The sequence below is a fragment of the Acinetobacter brisouii genome (genome assembly GCF_008993995.1).
In the GTDB taxonomy this organism is placed as follows: Bacteria; Pseudomonadota; Gammaproteobacteria; order Pseudomonadales; family Moraxellaceae; genus Acinetobacter; species Acinetobacter brisouii_A.
The window spans coordinates 1-17,843 of record NZ_BKNN01000002.1 but is presented as its reverse complement, the minus strand read 5'-3'; the positions used below and the strand labels follow the sequence as shown (position 1 = coordinate 17,843).

21 protein-coding genes are annotated in these 17,843 nt (G+C 40.7%); 4 read left to right on the top strand and 17 right to left on the bottom strand.

Annotated features, from left to right (window positions below):
- Positions 1–47: 47 nt before the first annotated feature.
- Both GBN19_RS01040 and GBN19_RS01035 read left to right on the top strand, forming a co-directional pair.
- A complete protein-coding gene (locus GBN19_RS01040) occupies positions 48–638 on the top strand; it encodes a hypothetical protein (protein WP_151776840.1) in 591 nt (196 codons plus the stop codon).
- A 2-nt stretch (positions 639–640) separates the two neighbouring features.
- On the top strand, positions 641–952 hold the full coding sequence (locus GBN19_RS01035) for an NGG1p interacting factor NIF3 (protein WP_151709719.1): 312 nt from the start codon (positions 641–643) through the stop codon (positions 950–952).
- Positions 953–1,194: 242 nt separating this feature from the next.
- On the opposite strand, the gene GBN19_RS01030 is transcribed toward GBN19_RS01035, so the two are convergent.
- The gene (locus GBN19_RS01030) at positions 1,195–1,950 is read right to left on the bottom strand and encodes a nitroreductase family protein (protein ID WP_151776839.1); all 756 of its coding nucleotides are present in this window, start codon (positions 1,948–1,950) and stop codon (positions 1,195–1,197) included.
- Positions 1,951–2,065: 115 nt separating this feature from the next.
- A complete protein-coding gene (locus GBN19_RS01025) occupies positions 2,066–2,917 on the bottom strand; it encodes an enoyl-CoA hydratase-related protein (RefSeq protein ID WP_151776838.1) in 852 nt (283 codons plus the stop codon).
- Positions 2,918–3,034: 117 nt separating this feature from the next.
- Between GBN19_RS01025 and GBN19_RS01020 the strand changes: the two genes are divergently transcribed.
- Positions 3,035–3,598, top strand: coding sequence for a nicotinate-nicotinamide nucleotide adenylyltransferase (locus GBN19_RS01020; protein WP_171494410.1), 564 nt, complete (start codon positions 3,035–3,037; stop codon positions 3,596–3,598).
- A 33-nt stretch (positions 3,599–3,631) separates the two neighbouring features.
- Here GBN19_RS01020 and GBN19_RS01015 read toward each other — a convergent pair whose 3' ends face one another.
- From GBN19_RS01015 to dapD, 6 genes are all read right to left on the bottom strand, one after another.
- Positions 3,632–4,093 (bottom strand): peroxiredoxin, encoded by a 462-nt coding sequence (locus GBN19_RS01015; RefSeq protein WP_151776837.1) that lies wholly within the window; start codon positions 4,091–4,093, stop codon positions 3,632–3,634.
- Positions 4,094–4,102: 9 nt separating this feature from the next.
- Complete coding sequence (locus tag GBN19_RS01010; RefSeq protein ID WP_375707844.1) at positions 4,103–4,822, bottom strand: Dph6-related ATP pyrophosphatase; 720 nt, start codon at positions 4,820–4,822, stop codon at positions 4,103–4,105.
- 65 nt (positions 4,823–4,887) lie between these two features.
- Entirely contained in the window at positions 4,888–5,292 is a 405-nt protein-coding gene (locus GBN19_RS01005; protein WP_151709714.1) for a hypothetical protein, read from the bottom strand.
- Positions 5,293–5,304: 12 nt separating this feature from the next.
- On the bottom strand, positions 5,305–5,976 hold the full coding sequence (gene queC / locus GBN19_RS01000; RefSeq protein WP_151776836.1) for a 7-cyano-7-deazaguanine synthase QueC: 672 nt from the start codon (positions 5,974–5,976) through the stop codon (positions 5,305–5,307).
- Positions 5,977–5,998: 22 nt separating this feature from the next.
- The gene (queE, locus tag GBN19_RS00995; protein ID WP_151709712.1) at positions 5,999–6,709 is read right to left on the bottom strand and encodes a 7-carboxy-7-deazaguanine synthase QueE; all 711 of its coding nucleotides are present in this window, start codon (positions 6,707–6,709) and stop codon (positions 5,999–6,001) included.
- 114 nt (positions 6,710–6,823) lie between these two features.
- Positions 6,824–7,645, bottom strand: coding sequence for a 2,3,4,5-tetrahydropyridine-2,6-dicarboxylate N-succinyltransferase (dapD, locus tag GBN19_RS00990; RefSeq protein ID WP_111892061.1), 822 nt, complete (start codon positions 7,643–7,645; stop codon positions 6,824–6,826).
- 357 nt (positions 7,646–8,002) lie between these two features.
- On the opposite strand from dapD, the gene carO reads away from it, so the two are divergent.
- Positions 8,003–8,737, top strand: a complete 735-nt coding sequence (gene carO / locus GBN19_RS00985) for an ornithine uptake porin CarO (RefSeq protein ID WP_151776835.1) — start codon at positions 8,003–8,005, stop codon at positions 8,735–8,737.
- A 56-nt stretch (positions 8,738–8,793) separates the two neighbouring features.
- Here the strand turns inward: carO and GBN19_RS00980 are convergent, their stop codons facing one another.
- The 9 genes from GBN19_RS00980 to GBN19_RS00940 form a co-directional block, all read right to left on the bottom strand.
- On the bottom strand, positions 8,794–9,489 hold the full coding sequence (locus GBN19_RS00980; RefSeq protein ID WP_151776834.1) for a methionine ABC transporter permease: 696 nt from the start codon (positions 9,487–9,489) through the stop codon (positions 8,794–8,796).
- The gene (locus tag GBN19_RS00975) at positions 9,486–10,511 is read right to left on the bottom strand and encodes a methionine ABC transporter ATP-binding protein (RefSeq protein ID WP_151776833.1); all 1,026 of its coding nucleotides are present in this window, start codon (positions 10,509–10,511) and stop codon (positions 9,486–9,488) included. The genes GBN19_RS00980 and GBN19_RS00975 overlap by 4 nt, the downstream gene beginning before the upstream one ends.
- A 70-nt stretch (positions 10,512–10,581) precedes the next feature.
- The gene (locus GBN19_RS00970; protein WP_151776832.1) at positions 10,582–11,460 is read right to left on the bottom strand and encodes a MetQ/NlpA family ABC transporter substrate-binding protein; all 879 of its coding nucleotides are present in this window, start codon (positions 11,458–11,460) and stop codon (positions 10,582–10,584) included.
- A 444-nt stretch (positions 11,461–11,904) separates the two neighbouring features.
- The gene (gene purD / locus GBN19_RS00965; RefSeq protein ID WP_151776831.1) at positions 11,905–13,188 is read right to left on the bottom strand and encodes a phosphoribosylamine--glycine ligase; all 1,284 of its coding nucleotides are present in this window, start codon (positions 13,186–13,188) and stop codon (positions 11,905–11,907) included.
- Between the two features lie 92 nt (positions 13,189–13,280).
- Entirely contained in the window at positions 13,281–14,855 is a 1,575-nt protein-coding gene (gene purH / locus GBN19_RS00960; RefSeq protein ID WP_151776830.1) for a bifunctional phosphoribosylaminoimidazolecarboxamide formyltransferase/IMP cyclohydrolase, read from the bottom strand.
- 69 nt (positions 14,856–14,924) lie between these two features.
- A complete protein-coding gene (fis, locus tag GBN19_RS00955) occupies positions 14,925–15,194 on the bottom strand; it encodes a DNA-binding transcriptional regulator Fis (RefSeq protein ID WP_004751481.1) in 270 nt (89 codons plus the stop codon).
- 511 nt (positions 15,195–15,705) lie between these two features.
- A complete protein-coding gene (locus GBN19_RS00950) occupies positions 15,706–16,533 on the bottom strand; it encodes an MJ0042-type zinc finger domain-containing protein (protein WP_151776829.1) in 828 nt (275 codons plus the stop codon).
- A gap of 19 nt (positions 16,534–16,552) precedes the next feature.
- Complete coding sequence (gene prmA / locus GBN19_RS00945; RefSeq protein WP_151776828.1) at positions 16,553–17,452, bottom strand: 50S ribosomal protein L11 methyltransferase; 900 nt, start codon at positions 17,450–17,452, stop codon at positions 16,553–16,555.
- 131 nt (positions 17,453–17,583) lie between these two features.
- Positions 17,584–17,808 (bottom strand): hypothetical protein, encoded by a 225-nt coding sequence (locus tag GBN19_RS00940; protein ID WP_151710543.1) that lies wholly within the window; start codon positions 17,806–17,808, stop codon positions 17,584–17,586.
- Positions 17,809–17,843 lie beyond the last annotated feature (35 nt).

The window sequence follows — 17,843 nt, the reverse complement described above, 5'->3', positions numbered from 1 at the left end:
AAATCTGTTTATACTGAGTATTCAATCAAATAGATAAAATTGCATTTATGCATATTTATAAATTTAGTTATGACTCTAGACAGGATGCTTTAAATAGTTTGGCAAATTATTATCAAATATCAGTCGACATTCTAAGGTCAAAACTTAGTGATATTTTTAATTATATGAATAATTTGGATACGCAAGGTTTTTATCAGGAATATATGGATAATGGAATGATGTTGGTAGAGATCATGTATTTATTGAATCCAAATTTAAGAATAACTGATGATTTAAAAATTCGAATTAGTTTTTATCACCGTTGTATAACAAATGGGCAGCAATCTTGGTTTGAAGATGGATTGCTCAACAGTGTAGATGGTATAGCAAGTTTTATGCATAAAGTCACTGCTCTAGTGCCAGAGATCAAGAATATGAACATTCGTATTGAGTCCTTACAAAACATTATTCGAGAAAAAGGTTTCAACGAGGAAAAATCTGAAATTGATGGTATCAATGGCTTTTATCGACTTAAAGATGCAAAATCTTCTATAGTTTTAGATGATAAAGCAATAACAAAGAGCGGGGCTAATGCTGGAAGAGGGAAAACCATCCCATCTTCACAGATTGAAAAGATTATTTATCTAAATAGAGAGTAATAATGCTCAAACTCATCTATTACGTTCCTGAAAGCCATCTTGAATCAACCAAACAAGCCATTTTTGCTGCAGGTGCAGGTGGCATCGGCAACTATGAACAATGTGCGTGGCAAGTGAAGGGCATTGGACAGTTTAAACCTGTGAAAGGTGCAGACCCATTTTTAGGGCAACTTGATCAGCTCGAACAACTTGAAGAGTGGCGTGTAGAAACCATTGTTCCTGAAGCACAAGCCAAGCAGGTTGCTCAAGCGTTGCAAGCCAGTCATCCGTATGAAGAGCCTGCTTTTGAATTTATTCAAATGGTTGATGTTTAGTATTAAAGTGATCAAGATGCCATCTTGTAATTTATTTTTGATCTAGGGCTGAATGTTTGCTGAATCCTACTTTTGTTTTGGCAAAAGTAGGCAAAACCATTGTCATCAGCAAAACTCGGCAGAGTTCATCATTTCATTAAACTGATCGCAGAAACTTTACGCTGCGATATTCAGTCTGCCTCGAACAGTTGCTGATGACTTTGGCGCGTATCAAATTGCTGCGAGTAGCTAAAAGCGTTGGATTAAACCTTTTGCACAAATAGCTCACGCTCAAAACGATACTGCGGGAAAAACACCCCATCTTCAGCACGTTCACCTGCACCGATCACCATCACAGGGTATTCCTCATCACTGAGCTGTAAAATTTTACGCACACGTGGCTCATCAAAACCTTCCATCATGCAACTGTCAAAACCATAAGCACGAAGTGCAAGAACTAAGTTTTCACAGGCAAGGGCAGTGCTTTTCACAGCCCAAAGTTGACGATCCGCAGGACTAAACGCAGTGACAGGCAGCGGTGTAAATTGACGAACAACGCTAAATGCCAGTTTCTTGGCATTGCCAAGAGTATTCAAAAATCCTGTGCGGTAGTTATATCCAATAAAACGATAATACTGTTGCACCGCTTTTGGCGTTTTAGGCATCGGGAAATGACTGAGATTTTTCTTTGCCATTTCATCAATACGATCCGTACGTGCTACGCAAACAATCAGTTCAGATGCAGTTCGAGCAGCCAATTGTCCCATACAGGCTTTGACCAGTTGTGCTTTCTTCTGGCTCGATTGAACGACATAAAACATCCACGGTTGTAGGTTGGATGAACTAGGAGCAAGCATTGCCCAGTCGAGGCATTGATCTAAAACTTCAGCAGGAATCGGGGTGTCGGTAAATTTACGTACCGAACGGCGGCTTTCAACCACTTTTTTAAATTGATTGACATCAATATCAGTCGGTGCAGCTTCGTGGTAACGCGTTTTTGTAAGATCTGAGGTGCTCATATTTGATTATCGCTCAACAAGATCACAGCATTATCGGCAATTTAGAAAAAACTTGCATGTGATATTTTGTTGTAAAAACAGCAGATCTCAGGATTAGACCTGCTGTAGAAATATTTTAGTTAAATCTTGAAAAGTCGGTTGTGCGCTTTTCTAAGAACGCATTGACTGCTTCATGGAGTTCAGGGGATTTAACCCGTTGCATGAAAATTTCAGCTTCTTCATCAATCCACTTCAAGATTTCAGGTAGATTCTGCTTCATCAGTGCTTTGGTTTGTTTGAGTGAAGCAATCGGAAGTTTTGCCATGGTTTTTGCAGTTTGATCAGCAAAATCATAAACATCTCGGTGTTCTTTCAATGCCATTAAATGATAAGGCGCATGCATATGTTCACTCGAGAATACCTGATTAATCAAGCCAAATTTTTCTGCGGCATGTGCATCAAATTTTTGTGCAGTAAAGAGCAGTGCTGCTGCATGATGATAGCCGACCTGTTGTACCAGTAATTTACTTGCGCCGCCCTCAGGAGAAAGCCCTAGACTGACAAATGGTAATTGGAACACCGCAGATTCATCTGCAAAAGCCAAATCTGCATGTAGTAATAAAGTTACCCCAATCCCAATCGCCACACCTTTCACTGCAACAATTAAAGGTTTAGAAAATTTAGCGGCTGATTTAAGTAAAACAAATGGGGGCTGTTCTGCTGCGGGTGTTGCATCGGGTTGCTGCATGGATTCGAGAAAGTCCTGCATGTCATTGCCTGCAGTAAAGTCATCGCCAGCACCACGCAGAATGACAACACGGACTTCATCACTGTTATCGGCTTGATCGAGTGCCTGAGCAATCCATAAATACAACCCACTATAAATCGCATTTTTGGCAATGGCACGGTCAATGGCTAAAGTCAGCACACCATCTTCGAGGACTGCCTGTAAATGCTGATGAGTTTGAGTTAAACAAGTGAGCGTCATTTTTCATGTCCTTTATTTCAGTATTTCGTGATTTTCACATGGTAAATTGTTATGCTTCACGATGATTCTTTATCATTACACTTCACCATCCCTTGGTTTAATTATTGCTATCCTATGATGTATCACTTTGATTATCTTGTTTTCATTGGGCGTTTTCAACCATTTCATCTGGCACACATGCAAACCATTGAGATTGCATTGCAACAAAGCCACAAAGTCATTATTGCTTTAGGTTCGGCTCAATCAGAACGCAGTATTAAAAACCCGTTTCTGGCGCAAGAACGTGAACAGATGATTTTGTCGAACTTTTCTGAGGAAGATCAACAACGTATTGTTTTTGTGCATGTTGTCGATGTTTATGATGATCAGAAATGGGTGAAGCTGGTCAAAGATTTGGTTGCTGAAAAAACGCCTGCACAAGCCAAGATTGGACTGATTGGTCACTTTAAAGATGAGTCGTCTTATTATTTAGAATTATTTCCAAACTGGACGTTGGTTGAACTGGAAAGTTTGAAAGATTCGATTTCTGCGACACCGATGCGGGAAGCGTATTATCGTGGTGAAATTCAGACGCAATATTTCCCACAAGGCACGATTGAGTTTCTAGAGAAATTTCAAACCACGCCAGTTTATGCAGAGTTACAGCGACGCTTTGCAACTCAGGATAGTCATCATTTTTAAGAAATAGCTAGCGCACAGGCTAGCTATAATTTGTTAGGCTGCTTTCAAGGCTTTTAAATCAGCAAGAACTTGTTCTGCATGCCCCGCAGCTTTAACTTTACGATATTCTTTAACGAGCTTGCCGTTATGGAAAATAAAGGTTGAGCGTTCAATGCCCATCACCTTTTTGCCATACATATTTTTTTCTTTAATCACATCAAAATGCTGGCAGAGTACTTCTTCTTTATCGCTAATCAGTTCAATTTTTAATGCCTGTTTTTCAGTAAAGTTCTGATGTGATTTAACCGAATCACGAGAAATACCAAAAATTGTTGCACCTTGTTCTGTAAATTGATCTTGGATGCATGAAAAATCAACGGCTTGAGTGGTACAACCTGGGGTTGAGTCTTTTGGATAAAAATAAACAATCAACCATTCAGATTTCACTTCAGCTAAGTTGATATCCCCTGTTGTTGTTGGAAAGGTTTGATTTGGAAGTTGGATACTGTCTGTCATGTTCAATCCTTAAATGGCATGATGTTCTAATGTGAGTGGTAAAAATGCATAATTTTCGTGATAGAGAATATCACCTTTGCACATTGAAAGTGGTGTTTTGAAGATCGGTCCATCAATCACTGTGGTGTGAAATTCACCTGCTTCACCACAAGGATCAATACCACGCGCACAGAGTTCATCCACATATTCAGAGGTTAAGACTCGCCCGAGGTCTTCGGCTTTCATACCTAGATTGAGATTTACGGTAACAATCACACTGTGAAAACCCAAGTTAATCAATTCGTGAATAATCTCTAAACGTGGTTTTTGCCAGAGTGGCATGCACAGTTGAAGCTGGCTTTTATCGCAAACGGATTGGTTCCATTCGGCATGACCGAGTAAGTCAATATCACCCGTCACCAGAACTTCTGCACCCAGTGCTTTTTGCTGTTCAAGAAGCTGAATAAACTGTGCTTCATAACTTTGCCATGTTGCTGAAGCGGTTAAAATCGGCAGTCCAATCGCTTCAGCCTGCGCATGGATAATTTCAAGTGACATACCATGTGAGCGTGACTTTTGCCCATTTTCTTCAAGCATGACGATTAAACCAATCGCTTCGCCCATCTGCATAGCTTGATAGAGGGCGAGAGTACTGTCTTTACCGCCACTGTAAGAAGCGACAAATTTTTTATCTTGAGCATTGCTGTTCCAAGCGTGGTGTATATTCAAGTTTTCTGTTTCTAATGTCATGCGTTGTTCCATAAAAAAACTAGCCACATTGTGGCTAGTTTATTGAATCACTCAGTGGTGATGTCTTATTTCTTTTTCTCTGCTGCTTGAGCATTTTTCATTGCTTCTTCAGACAATGATTTTAGTTTTGAAGTCAGCTGAGGACCAAAGCAAGATTGGATTGCTTTGTTTTGCTGTTGAATGAAAGGAAGTGAGCTTGGGCTTTTCTTTTGATTCACAGTACTGATAATTTGCCATTCTTGTGCTTTAGTCAAACGACCTTCAGCATCGACTTGGCAAGTACAAAACTTATCTGCTTCCGCAGCAGTCAGTTTGCCACCTTTACCTGCACTTTCTTTACAGTTACCAATTAACGTACCACGCACGTTCGTACTTTTAGATGGGTCTTGTGCTGCATGAGAAACTGTTGCAGTGAATGCAAGTGCAGAAAAAAGAGTAGAAACAATCAGTTTTGAATTTAAAAATTTCATAAAACCTGCCTTTTATTGAGGTATATAACGTGTTGGATCTGCAACACCTGCCTGAACAAAGCCTTCTTTACGTAAGCGGCAGCTATCGCATTTACCACAAGCACGTCCTTGGTCGTCTGCTTGGTAGCAAGAGACTGTTTGACTGTAGTCTACACCATGTTCAAGACCGAGACGTATTATATTCCCTTTAGATAAATGTAACAGAGGTGTTTCAATTTTAAGTGGTTTTCCTTCAACGCCTGCTTTGGTTGCAAGGCTTGCAAGGTTGGCAAAAGCCTCAATAAATGCAGGTCGGCAGTCAGGATAACCTGAGTAATCTACAGCATTTACGCCAATCACAATGGCTTCAGCAGAGAAAACTTCGGCTGCCGCAAGGGCATAAGACAAGAAAATAGTGTTACGTGCTGGAACATAAGTTACAGGAATACCTTCTTGTGCTTGTTCAGGGACAGCAATGTTATGGTCAGTCAGTGCTGAGCCACCGAGATTGCCTAAATCAATATTGATAATGCGATGTTCTACACCCGAACGCTTAGCCAATGCTTTGGCTGCATCAAGTTCGGTGCTTGAGCGCTGACCATACTGAAAGCTGAGGGCAATACATTCATAGCGTGCTTGCGCCCAAGCTAAACAAGTAGTTGAGTCTAAGCCACCAGATAATAAAACTATGGCGCGTGGGCGCATATTCATTCTCCAAAAAAGTTAATTAACGACCTGTTTCATCTTGCCACAACAGTTTATGCAGTTGTAACTGAAAACGAACAGGGAGGTGATCATCTAAAATCCACTGAGCCAAGTCACGCGCAAAACGTGGCAATTTGGCATTACCTTTCTCGACAGCAAAAGCAGGGGAGAACCAAACGGTACTGACTTTTTGGTCGAGCTGATACTCTGCAACTTGTTGCTTTGACCATTCATAATCTTCGCGATTACAAATCACAAATTTGATCTGATCTTTGGCGGTCAGTAAGTCTAGATTGCTGAGTAAATTGCGGTGTGCTTCACCCGAAGTTGGGGTTTTTAGATCAAGAACCTTAGAAACGCGCGGATCAACTTTGCTGACGTCAAGCGCGCCACTGGTTTCTAAAGAAACTTCAAAACCCATCTCACATAAGCGATCGATAAGTGTGATGCAGTTAGGCTGAGCCAGTGGTTCGCCACCTGTCACGCAAATATACGGGGTTTGATAAGATTGAGCAGTTTCAATGATTTTATCTAAAGACCAGCGCTCACCACCCTCAAAGGAATAAGTCGTATCACAATAGGTACAGCGCAGAGGGCAACCTGTTAAACGGATAAAAACCGTTGGTAGTCCTGCGGTATTCGCTTCACCTTGTAGTGAATAGAAAATCTCGGTAATACGTAAACCTGCGGCAGGATCAGTCACAGGGATTTGAGAGGAGCGAAGCGGATTCATAGTAAAGTAACCATGGTATTTTAAAAAACAAAAATCTCTACGATTTTACAACCGTAGAGACGAGGAGCGATGGACGCTCCGAGGAACGGTTTAAGTTCCGCAACAGTGTCGAGATTACTCGTCGCGAAGCAAATCGTTCAAGCTAGTTTTTGCACGAGTTTGCGCATCCACTTTTTTCACGATGATTGCAGCGTATAGGCTGTAAGTACCGCATTTAGATGGAAGGCTACCCGCAACAACCACAGAACCTGCTGGTACGCGACCGTAATGGATTTCGCCAGTTGCGCGGTCATAAATCTTGGTTGATTGACCAATGAACACGCCCATTGAAATTACAGAACCTTCTTCAACGATCACGCCTTCAACGATTTCAGAACGTGCACCGATGAAACAGTTGTCTTCAATAATGGTTGGGTTTGCTTGAAGTGGTTCAAGAACACCACCAATACCAACACCGCCAGACAAGTGAACGTTTTTACCGATTTGTGCACATGAACCTACAGTTGCCCATGTATCAACCATTGTACCTTCATCAACATATGCACCGATGTTCACATAAGATGGCATAAGGACAACGTTTTTCGCTTGGAAGCTACCACGACGTGCAACTGCTGGTGGTACAACACGTACGCCAGCGGCTTTAAATTGTTCTTCAGTCCAACCTTTGAATTTAGTGTCAACTTTGTCGTAGAAACGAAGGTCGCAAGATTCGATTGGTTTGTTATCATTGAGTTTGAATGATAAAAGTACCGCTTTTTTCAACCATTGGTGAACAACCCACTCACCATCAATTTTTTCTGCAACACGAAGGCTACCGTTGTCTAAACCTTGAATCGCTTGCTCAACAGCATCACGAACTTCAGCAGGACAGTCTGCTGCAGTAAAGTTGGCACGGTTTTCAAAGGCTTGTTCAATAATTGTAGCAAGTTCAGACATATGCTAATCCCAAATTACGCTCAAAAAATTACAGCGATTTTACACTAAAAATAAAGTCATGCGATTGAAAAAATAGCAAAACAGTCAAGATTTCAGGAAAAGCAAGTTCGACAGTTAAATCCAACTCATGAAATGCTGCTATTGATTTGGTTATTTTATGTATATAAGCTAAAATTTAACTATTTGATTTTTAATATATTTCATTAAATATTTTGAAAAACTGTATCAAACAATAACATAAACCCTGCAAATTCAGCATAAAAAACGTATGAAAAAAAGCCACTTTTAACTCTAGTATGTCCAATCATAACTGCAAGACTGTCAGTGAAAATTCACGATTTGTTAGGAGACATCTCAATGAAAAAATTTCAAAAGATTTTGGTTGCCTCAACACTGTTTTCCATTGCAGGGGTTGCTTTGGCAGATGAACCTGTGATTACAGAACCCGGCAATACTTATAAAACCTACTTGCCGACTTCCGTACGTGCTGAAGTAGGTACAACAGGTTATGGCGGTGCATTGACTTGGGATGTAAACCCTTATGTTGGTGTAAGTTTGGGTTATAACGGTGGAGATATTAATTGGCGTAATGATATTAAAAGTCATGGAACCAAATACGATCTCGATCAGGACAATAACAATAACGTCTATTTAAACGCAGAAATGCACCCTTGGGGAGCAAGTCAGAATGCCTTTGCTAAGTCCGTTTATGTGGCGGCAGGGGCAGCATATTTGGACAATGACTATAAACTGACTTCACAGTCTAGCAATGGCAATGTCACCGTCAATGACACTAAATACAACATTGACGGCAATATTACAGGCAAAATGAAGTATAAAAATGATATTGCGCCGTATGTCGGAATTGGTGCTCGTCCAATGCTGAGTGAGCACTGGGGTGTATTTGGAGAAATTGGTGCTTACTACACAGATAATCCAACTGTAACACTGGCATCGGATGCAACTGTCAATTCTGGTGGCAGTAATGCCCAATTTCAAAGTGATTTAAAAGCACAGGAAAATAAAATTGCCAATGATGATAAATACAAGTGGTTGCCATCTGCCAAAGTGGGTGTGACCTACCGTTTCTAAGATGACCTGAAATAAAAATGCCATCATCTGATGGCATTTTTTGGAATAATCAAATCTTATCGTAATTTAGCGAGCCAATTTCCTAGTGTTTGAACAATCTGCACCAAAATCAGTAAAACAATCACGGTTAAAATAATGACGCTACTGTCAAAACGTTGATAGCCATAAGAAATAGCCAAATCACCGATACCACCCGCACCGACTGCACCTGCCATAGCGGTTGCACCAATCAAACTGATGGTGGCAGTCGTCATATTTAAAATGAGCGAACTACGCGCTTCAGGCAAAATAAACTTAAAAATGATTTGCCAAGGCGTTGCACCCATCGATTGTGCCGACTCAATAATACCTTCATTGACTTCAAGCAATGAGGTTTCAATAAGTCGCCCCATATATGGGCCAACATAAATAGTGAGGGGAACAATCGCCGCCCAAGTCCCAATTGAAGAGCCAACCAGCCACTGAGTAAATGGAATCACAGCAATCAGCAGAATAATAAATGGCAAAGAGCGTAAGGCATTCACAATCGGGTTAATAATATGATAAACCACAGCATTCGGGAGAATTCCCTCAGGGCGAGTCACCAATAATACAATCGCCTGAATAAGTCCCCAAATCCCACCAAAAATCAGTGCAAAGAACACCATTTGGAAAGTTTCTTGCAATGCTGTAACGAACTGATCAATGCTCAGAGAACTATGCCAAAATGGCTGAGTCACTTCAGTCAACCATTGTACAATCCAATCTCTCATGATTGTACTCCTTGTTGACGGACTTCAATCCCTTGTTGCTTTAAGTAATCAGTCGCTTGGGCAACAATCACCGCATCACCTAAGATTTGTACAAACATTTGACCAATCACCGTACCATCAATTTCAGTCATATTTGCAAATAGAATATTCAAACTAATATCAAACTGTTTGATCATGGCTTGAATGACAGGTTGCTGTGCCGACTGTCCCAAGAACTGCAAACAGTAAATGCTATGCTCATGTTGATGTTCAAGCTGTTTCAGAATATTACTTGGCAATTGTTGCTGTAACACAGTTTGAATAAAGTTCTTTGTAGTCGGTTGCTGTGGTCGACTGAATAGATCGACTGTTTTACCTGTTTCAATGACTTTACCCAACTCCATAACTGCAACATAATCACAGACGCTTTCAATTACGTCCATTTCATGTGTGACCATGACAATTGTAATATTTTGTTCTTTATTGATTTTCTTCAATAAGTCTAAAACAGACTGTGTGGTTTGTGGGTCAAGAGCAGAGGTTGCTTCATCGCATAGTAAAATTTTGGGATGATTTGCAAGCGCACGTGCAATCCCGACACGTTGTTTTTGACCGCCAGAAAGTTCGTCAGGGTAAGCTTTCTTTTTATGACTGAGGTCAATAAAAGAAAGCAGCTCATCTAAACGTGCTTGACGTTTTTCCTTACTGACGCCCAGTAATTTCATTGGCATTTCAATATTTTCTGCAACCGTCTTGGTTTCAAGCAAATTGAAATGCTGGAAAATCATACCAATATTGGCACGCTCTTGACGTAATGTACGCGCATCCAATGCAGTAAAGTCTTTCCCGTTAATAATGACCTGACCTTCGGTTGGGCGTTCCAACAGATTAATCAGGCGAATTAAGGTACTTTTACCTGCACCACTATAACCAATAATCCCGAAAATACTTCCTTCAGGAATATCGAGATTGATTTGGTCAAGCGCGCGCAGCGTTTGCCCTTTAAGCTGATAGTGCTTTGAAATGTTTTTAAATTGAATCATGGGGTCAAAAACTATACTAAAAAGAAAAACAGGCAAAGAAACATACTTTGCCTGTTCATTTACATCTATCTTACTGTTTGTTTTCAGTAAAGTAGCTGACTGGTTTGTTTACATCAATTTTTGTACCGCCAAATTTCTCATCAATGAATTTTTTCACTGCTGGCGTATGGTACAAGTCACCTAATTTTTTCAAAATAGGATCATTTTCACGACCTGCTGCAGTTGCAACAAGGTTGACATAAAGTTTTGTTGATTGGTCAGCTGGTTCGTAGAACAAAGCATCTTTAAGTACGTTTAAGCCACCTTCCATTGCCAAGGTATTACCAAGAACAATCGCATCAACGTCATTTTTCACACGTACTGCGGTTGCCATTGGAATTGGTTTAAGTTGTAGATGTTTTGGATTTTCTACAACATCATTGGTCGTACCTTGGATTGGGTTAAAGTCAGCTTTTAGCTTCACTAAACCCGCAGTTTGCAATAAAGATAAAGCACGTGCTTCATTTGCTGCATCATTTGGAATTGCAATAGTTGCATTGCTTGGGAATTGATCCACTTTTTTGTATTTGCTTGAGTAAATACCCATTGGTTCAATATAAGTTGTTGAAACTGCTGCAACTTTAGACTTGCTTTCAGCATTGTAAGCAACCATATAGTTATATGATTGGAATGCATTGGCATCGACTTCTTTATTTGCAGTTGCATTATTCATGGCTACATAGTCAGTGAAGTTTTTCACTTCAAGCTGAATACCTGCTTTTTTAGTTTCAGGTAATGTCGCGATAAATTGCCAAACATCAGTATCTGAACCTGTCGATGCAAGAACGATTTTTTGTGGTTGATTGGCATCGGCAGCTTTGGTTGTGCTGCTTTGTTCAGGTGCATTTTTACTGCAACCTGCGGCAAGAAGTACGCTTGTACCTAAAGCAATACTCAATAGTTTTTTCATGAGGTGTGTGTTCCTAATCAATAATAGTTAGTGATTTGGATAAAACCACTAAACGGCTGATCTAACAGTCGTTGATCTATCGCCATGTGCAGCAAACCGCTGAAGTCAACAGGGAGACTGGAAATAAAAACGATGTTGGTACTTGTCTGAACAAATATCTAAGGTCAGACACAGCATAGATCAGTTACATCGGTGTGAAATTGTGCTCATGATACCAAGAAAACAAAATGCACAATAGGGGAGCATATAGAATCTGTATGGTGCACGATTGATTTTCATTGAAATATTTTCACAAAAGTGTATCTGAGCAAGATTGCTGGCAGTATAAAGAGTTGTATTTACCGCGCAAAACAATAAAAAACACAAATCATATGAAAATTTATGGTAAAGGCTATAAAAATAAAACGCTCTCGAAAGAGCGTTTTTACTTAGAAAAATGAGAACTTATGCTTGTTCACGTGCAATTGCGCGGTAACCGATATCGCTACGGTATTGCATGCCGTTAAATGTGATTTGACCACACACTTCTAAAGCATTGACTTGAGCTTCAAGCACGCTATCACCTAATGCAGTGACGCAGAGTACACGACCACCTGAAGTGATGACCTGACCTTTGTCATTGCTTGCAGTGCCTGCATGGAACACTTTTATGCCTTCAGGAGATTGACCTAAACCAGAAATCACATCGCCTTTACGCACGCTTTCAGGGTAGCCTTCAGCCGCTAGAACGATACCAATTGATTTACGTTCATCCCACTGTGCTTCGGCAGGCAAATTGCCTTCAAGACCCGCTTCAACCAAGTCAACCAATGAAGATTGTAAACGCATCATGATTGGCTGAGTTTCAGGGTCACCAAAACGGCAGTTGAATTCGATTACACGCGGCTGACCTTGTTCGTCGATCATCAAGCCTGCGTACAAAAAACCTGTATAAACATGACCATCTGCTGCCATACCGTCTACGGTTGGACGCATAATTTCAGTCATTACACGTTCAAATACTTCAGCAGTCACCACTGGTGCAGGAGAATATGCACCCATACCGCCTGTGTTTGGCCCTTGGTCACCTTCAAAAATACGTTTGTGATCTTGTGAAGTTGCCATAGGTAAAATATTTTGACCATCAATCATACAAATGAATGAAGCTTCTTCGCCTGCAAGGAACTGTTCAATCACGACACGTGAGCCAGCATCGCCAAACTTGTTACCTGCCAACATGTCATCAATCGCAGCAAACGCTTCGTCTTTGCTCATGGCAACGATAACGCCTTTACCTGCTGCAAGACCATCTGCCTTAATCACGATTGGTGCGCCATGCTGTTCAACAAAGGCTTTCGCTGCGTCGACTTCTGTGAATACATCATAGAATGCAGTTGGAATGTTGTGGCGTTTTAAGAAGTGCTTGGCAAACGCTTTTGAACCTTCAAGTTGTGCCGCGTATTGAGTTGGACCCCAAATTTTTAGACCTGCTGCACGACCCGCATCAACCACACCATTCACAAGCGGTGCTTCTGGGCCAACAACAACTAAAGCGACATCATTATTTTTTGCGAATTCAATAATGGCTGGATTGTCGAGAATATCCAGTTGTACATTTTCGCATTTTTCTTCTGTTGCAGTACCTGCGTTACCTGGTGCTACAAAGACTTTGCTGACTTTTGCATCTTGCGCGATTTTCCATGCTAAGGCATGTTCACGACCACCGCTACCCAAAACTAAAATGTTCATTCTCAAAAATCCCTCAAAGAAAAGAATCCCTCCTGAGCTCCCTTTTTACAAAGAGGGATTTAGAGGGATTAATAAATATGATTTCTAATCAATTAGTGACGGAAATGACGCATACCTGTGAACACCATCGCAATGCCGTGTTCATCTGCTGCTGCAATCACTTCTTCATCGCGCATAGAACCACCCGGTTGGATGATGCATTTAATGCCTGCTTTCGCAGCATTGTCGATACCATCACGGAACGGGAAGAATGCGTCAGATGCCATCACTGCACCTTCAACCACGAGACCCGCATGTTCTGCTTTAATGGCAGCAATACGTGCTGAGTTTACACGGCTCATTTGACCTGCGCCAACACCAATAGTTTGACGACCTTTTGCATAAACAATTGCATTTGATTTAACGTATTTCGCAACTTTCCAAGCAAAGATTAAGTCATCAATTTCTTGTTCAGTCGGCGCAACTTTCGTCACAACTTTCAAGTCAGATGCTTTGATCATGCCTAAGTCTTGGTCTTGAACCAACAAGCCGCCATTGACGCGTTTGTAGTCAAGTTGTGGTGCACGTTCATCAATTGCAGGAAGATCGCCACAGACCAATACGCGAACATTTTTCTTCGCGCCAGTCACTTCAAGTACGCCTTCAGCGATGCTTGGTGCAATGATCACTTCAACAAATTGACGTTCCACAATCGCTTTCGCTGTATCAACATCTAACTCGCGGTTAAATGCAATGATGCCACCAAATGCAGATTCTGGGTCAGTTGCATAGGCAAGGTCATACGCAGCTTTGATACCGTCTAAAGAGACTGCAACGCCACAAGGGTTTGCGTGTTTTACAATCACGCATGCAGGTTTAGCAAAAGATTTCACACATTCAAGTGCTGCATCGGTATCTGCGATGTTGTTATAAGAGAGTTCTTTACCTTGTAACTGCGTAGATGTAGAAACTGATGCTTCTTTTGCAGCAGGATCAACATAGAAAGCAGCTGATTGATGCGGGTTTTCACCGTAACGAAGGTCTTGTGCTTTCACTAATTGAGTGTTGAAAGTACGAGCAAATTTGTCTGCTTGACCTTCTTCTTTACCTACGCGAGCGCCAAGGTAAGACGCAATCATACCGTCGTATTGAGCTGTGTGTTCAAATGCTTTAACAGCCAAGTCAAAACGAGTTTCGTAAGACAATCTACCGTTTGCTTTAAGTTCAGCGACAACAGTTGCATAGTCAGATGCGTTGACGATAATGCCTACAGATGCATGGTTTTTAGCCGCAGCACGAACCATTGTCGGGCCGCCGATGTCGATATTTTCAATCGCATCTGCAAGTGAACAGTTTGGTTTTGCAACCGTTGCTGCAAATGGATAAAGGTTCACGATCACAAGATCAATCGGGTCGATGTTGTGTTCTTGCATCACTGCTTCATCTAAGCCGCGACGAGCAAGGATACCACCGTGAATTTTTGGATGTAGGGTTTTAACACGACCATCCATCATTTCAGGGAAACCAGTATGTTCAGATACTTCAACAACAGCGATGTTACTGTCTTTGAGTAACTTGTATGTACCGCCAGTTGAAAGAATTTCAATACCCAAATTTGCAAGTTCTTGAGCAAATTCAACAATACCAGTCTTATCAGAAACTGAGATTAAAGCGCGCTTAATAGTCATGATTTTCAAGTCTTCAGATTAAACATTTAGGCAAAAAAAATGCCCACGACAACGTGAGCATTTTATCATTTATTCACTCATTAAACCGTGAGCTTTTAACTTTTTACGCAAAGTACCACGGTTTAGTCCTAGAATTTCAGCAGCGCGAGTTTGGTTGCCGCGAGTGTATTCTAAAACAACAGATAAAAGAGGTTTCTCCATTTCTGCTAGCACCATGTCATATACCTGAGCAGGTTGCTCGCCTTGCAGTTGTGCAAAATAATGACGAACTGCGCGATCCACGTGGATGCGAAGCGCTACATCAGATTGTGCAGTAAAAATAGGAGATTTGCTATTCATGCGTTTTAATCCGAATAATCTATAACCACTAGGGTGAAAGTGGTTGAGTTTATAAAAGGTTAAAAAATATTCAATTCAGCTTGTGAAGAGAATATTAAAAATAAGTAACTAGCTTGCCATACATTGTCTGTATTGACCAAAAAATAAGCGTAACAGTTGTTAAAAAATTGTTACAGTCAAATTTTAAAATAAAAAAACTGCTACATGCGCAATATTGGGATAATGCACATCTGGCAATTTATTTCATTATGGGAATTCTACGAGATGTTTGTGTGGTCAAGCTTTCGTGGCGCGTATCATACCACTGTCGCTGAAAAAGTGAGTAAAATTAATGCAGAATTTTACTAAATTTTATCGTTTTTTTTAATTGGTTTTATTTTTTTTATTTGTTTGGTAAATGATTGAGCATTGAATATCAGAAGATTGAATAAAAATAATCAGGAAGAGTGAAAACTTGTACAGGAGTATAGATTTGCTTGATGAACCACGCTTGAGTATTTTTTATCGTGATTTAATCTAAAGCCTTTTTGAGCTGTAGTTTAAATTGCTGATTGGCATCTTTTAGCGGGATATCAATACGAAAATACAGGCTTTGCTGAGGTTGCAAATGTTGTTTGCCTTGTTGTGCTAAAGGTAAATATTGCTTGGGCGTAAAGCTAAAAATACGTTGGGGAGTTACAACCTGTACTGTAGGTAAGGTACGTGAGCTGTGACTGTAATTGACAAATTTACCTGTGATCGTTGTAAATTCTGGGTAATCCTGATGGATCTTGGTTGCTTCGATTCTAAGTTCGGTATTCATTTTATTGTTACATTTTACAACACTGCATGCGTGATCTGAAAAGATGCCTAGTAGAGGAAATTGTTGCTTCAAATCACGATTGTTATTCGTGAACTGACTGAGAATAATCCCAAAGACCAAAAGATTGAGTACCAGTAAAAACAAATGAACCAATGTATTAATCAGGCGTGTTGCCGTATTTTTTTGTAGACTAAAAAATGAGGGATGACGCTTAAAATTTAAATTTTCTTCTTCTTTGACAATATGGGTATTTAGATAACTCAATAAGTCGAGGCTAGAAGTTTCAATTTTACGCTCAAAAATAGCCAAAGCATTTTCACTGCCTCGTTCATGCAGACGATGATGTGCTAGTGCGGTGACAGATTCGTAATTGGCTTCTAACTGTGCAATATAAGGTAAATGGCTGAGAAATTCGTAAGCATTGAAATGGTGTTCGCATTTCGGACAACAAACCGTACCCTTTGCAATCGACAACTGTGTTGGCGAAACTAAGTATTGTGTTTTGCAGTTTGGGCATTGGGTTTGTATGTCACACATAGGGAGGGCCTAAAACTAATTAGCTTTGGCGTTTACCTGAAATACGGCACCAGTTTTCTTCACGTTTTTCGATATTCAAAATATCAAAGAACTCTTGATACACTTCTGAAACATCTGCCACTTGTTCTTCAATCACACCTGCAAGTGCAAACTGACCATCAGCTTTCAGTAATTTTGCAAATTCAGGCGCAAGTGCCATCAGCGGCGCGGCTAAAATATTAGCAACTAAAACATCTGCTTGCTGGCTCTTAAATTCGGCATTGAACTCTTCTGGTAAACCAACATATAGACGGTCAAGAACACCATTCAATTCAGCATTTTGTTGAGTGGCAAGTACAGCTTGTGGGTCAATGTCAGTTGCATAAACTTTTTTAGCACCTAAAAGCAGTGCTGCAACGCCTAAAATGCCTGAACCACAACCATAGTCAACCACAACTTTATCTTTCAGGTCGACACTGCCTAACCATTGTAGGCAAAGGAAAGTACTTGCGTGGTTCCCTGTACCAAAGGCTAGACCTGGATCAAGTTTAATGTTGGTGGCTTCAGCATCGGGTGCTTCTAACCATTCAGGCACGATCCAGAATTTGTCTGCAATTTGGATGGGTTCATAGTAGTCCATCCATGCGCGTTCCCAAGCTTGATCTTCAAGCTCGTCAAAACGTACAGGCGCTTCAGGAAGCTGTTCTTGTACAAATTTCACCAAACTATCGACATCGATTTGTTCGCTGTCATCTTGCTGGTAGATCCCTGTCACAATCACTTTGTTCCAAAGTGGAGTTTCGCCTGGAAGTGGCTCAAGCAATGCCTGATCTTCAGCATCATCTAGCGTGACACTGACTGCGCCCAAAGAAAGTAACAATGTTTCAGTAAAATCAACTTGTGCTTGATCAACAGTAATATGGATTTGTAACCACTTCACGCAAATAACCTAAATGTTTAGAACAAAGCGGTATTGTAACGAAATCGGTTGCACTTGGGGAGTTTGTCAGTTGATCTCTACAAATAAAATAGCCACCGCATTCAGGGTGGCTATTTTTGATCAAGTCTGAATTATTGAATCGGACAGGTCAGTTGATTTAATTCTTTGCGGCTAAACCCACGTGAGAGCAGGATACGCTTGATTCCCTTAATGACATCCTCGTCCTGAGTTAAAGCCAAAGTTTGAAGTAGCTGATCATTGGTTTTACATGCACAGTCATTTTCAACCCATGCCACATGATTTTTGTGGTCATTATGCTGATCGTGTGCACCAAAAAATTTCTGCCAAAAACTCATAAAGCCTTCATACGCAACCTAAGATAATTTGGAAT

What these genes read in the sequence shown, in the direction of transcription:
- purD (WP_151776831.1), bottom strand. Translation starts at nt 13,188, where the DNA reads ATGAACATTTTAGTTTTGGGTAGCGGTGGTCGTGAACATGCCTTAGCA.
- GBN19_RS01040 (WP_151776840.1), top strand. Translation starts at nt 48, where the DNA reads ATGCATATTTATAAATTTAGTTATGACTCTAGACAGGATGCTTTAAAT.
- GBN19_RS00970 (WP_151776832.1), bottom strand. Translation starts at nt 11,460, where the DNA reads ATGAAAAAACTATTGAGTATTGCTTTAGGTACAAGCGTACTTCTTGCC.
- queE (WP_151709712.1), bottom strand. Translation starts at nt 6,709, where the DNA reads ATGAATCCGCTTCGCTCCTCTCAAATCCCTGTGACTGATCCTGCCGCA.
- GBN19_RS01015 (WP_151776837.1), bottom strand. Translation starts at nt 4,093, where the DNA reads ATGACAGACAGTATCCAACTTCCAAATCAAACCTTTCCAACAACAACA.
- GBN19_RS00940 (WP_151710543.1), bottom strand. Translation starts at nt 17,808, where the DNA reads ATGAGTTTTTGGCAGAAATTTTTTGGTGCACACGATCAGCATAATGAC.
- carO (WP_151776835.1), top strand. Translation starts at nt 8,003, where the DNA reads ATGAAAAAATTTCAAAAGATTTTGGTTGCCTCAACACTGTTTTCCATT.
- dapD (WP_111892061.1), bottom strand. Translation starts at nt 7,645, where the DNA reads ATGTCTGAACTTGCTACAATTATTGAACAAGCCTTTGAAAACCGTGCC.
- GBN19_RS01010 (WP_375707844.1), bottom strand. Translation starts at nt 4,822, where the DNA reads ATGACATTAGAAACAGAAAACTTGAATATACACCACGCTTGGAACAGC.
- GBN19_RS00980 (WP_151776834.1), bottom strand. Translation starts at nt 9,489, where the DNA reads ATGAGAGATTGGATTGTACAATGGTTGACTGAAGTGACTCAGCCATTT.
- GBN19_RS01035 (WP_151709719.1), top strand. Translation starts at nt 641, where the DNA reads ATGCTCAAACTCATCTATTACGTTCCTGAAAGCCATCTTGAATCAACC.
- GBN19_RS01020 (WP_171494410.1), top strand. Translation starts at nt 3,035, where the DNA reads ATGTATCACTTTGATTATCTTGTTTTCATTGGGCGTTTTCAACCATTT.
- GBN19_RS00975 (WP_151776833.1), bottom strand. Translation starts at nt 10,511, where the DNA reads ATGATTCAATTTAAAAACATTTCAAAGCACTATCAGCTTAAAGGGCAA.
- fis (WP_004751481.1), bottom strand. Translation starts at nt 15,194, where the DNA reads ATGAATAGCAAATCTCCTATTTTTACTGCACAATCTGATGTAGCGCTT.
- GBN19_RS01005 (WP_151709714.1), bottom strand. Translation starts at nt 5,292, where the DNA reads ATGAAATTTTTAAATTCAAAACTGATTGTTTCTACTCTTTTTTCTGCA.
- purH (WP_151776830.1), bottom strand. Translation starts at nt 14,855, where the DNA reads ATGACTATTAAGCGCGCTTTAATCTCAGTTTCTGATAAGACTGGTATT.
- GBN19_RS00950 (WP_151776829.1), bottom strand. Translation starts at nt 16,533, where the DNA reads ATGTGTGACATACAAACCCAATGCCCAAACTGCAAAACACAATACTTA.
- GBN19_RS01030 (WP_151776839.1), bottom strand. Translation starts at nt 1,950, where the DNA reads ATGAGCACCTCAGATCTTACAAAAACGCGTTACCACGAAGCTGCACCG.
- GBN19_RS01025 (WP_151776838.1), bottom strand. Translation starts at nt 2,917, where the DNA reads ATGACGCTCACTTGTTTAACTCAAACTCATCAGCATTTACAGGCAGTC.
- queC (WP_151776836.1), bottom strand. Translation starts at nt 5,976, where the DNA reads ATGCGCCCACGCGCCATAGTTTTATTATCTGGTGGCTTAGACTCAACT.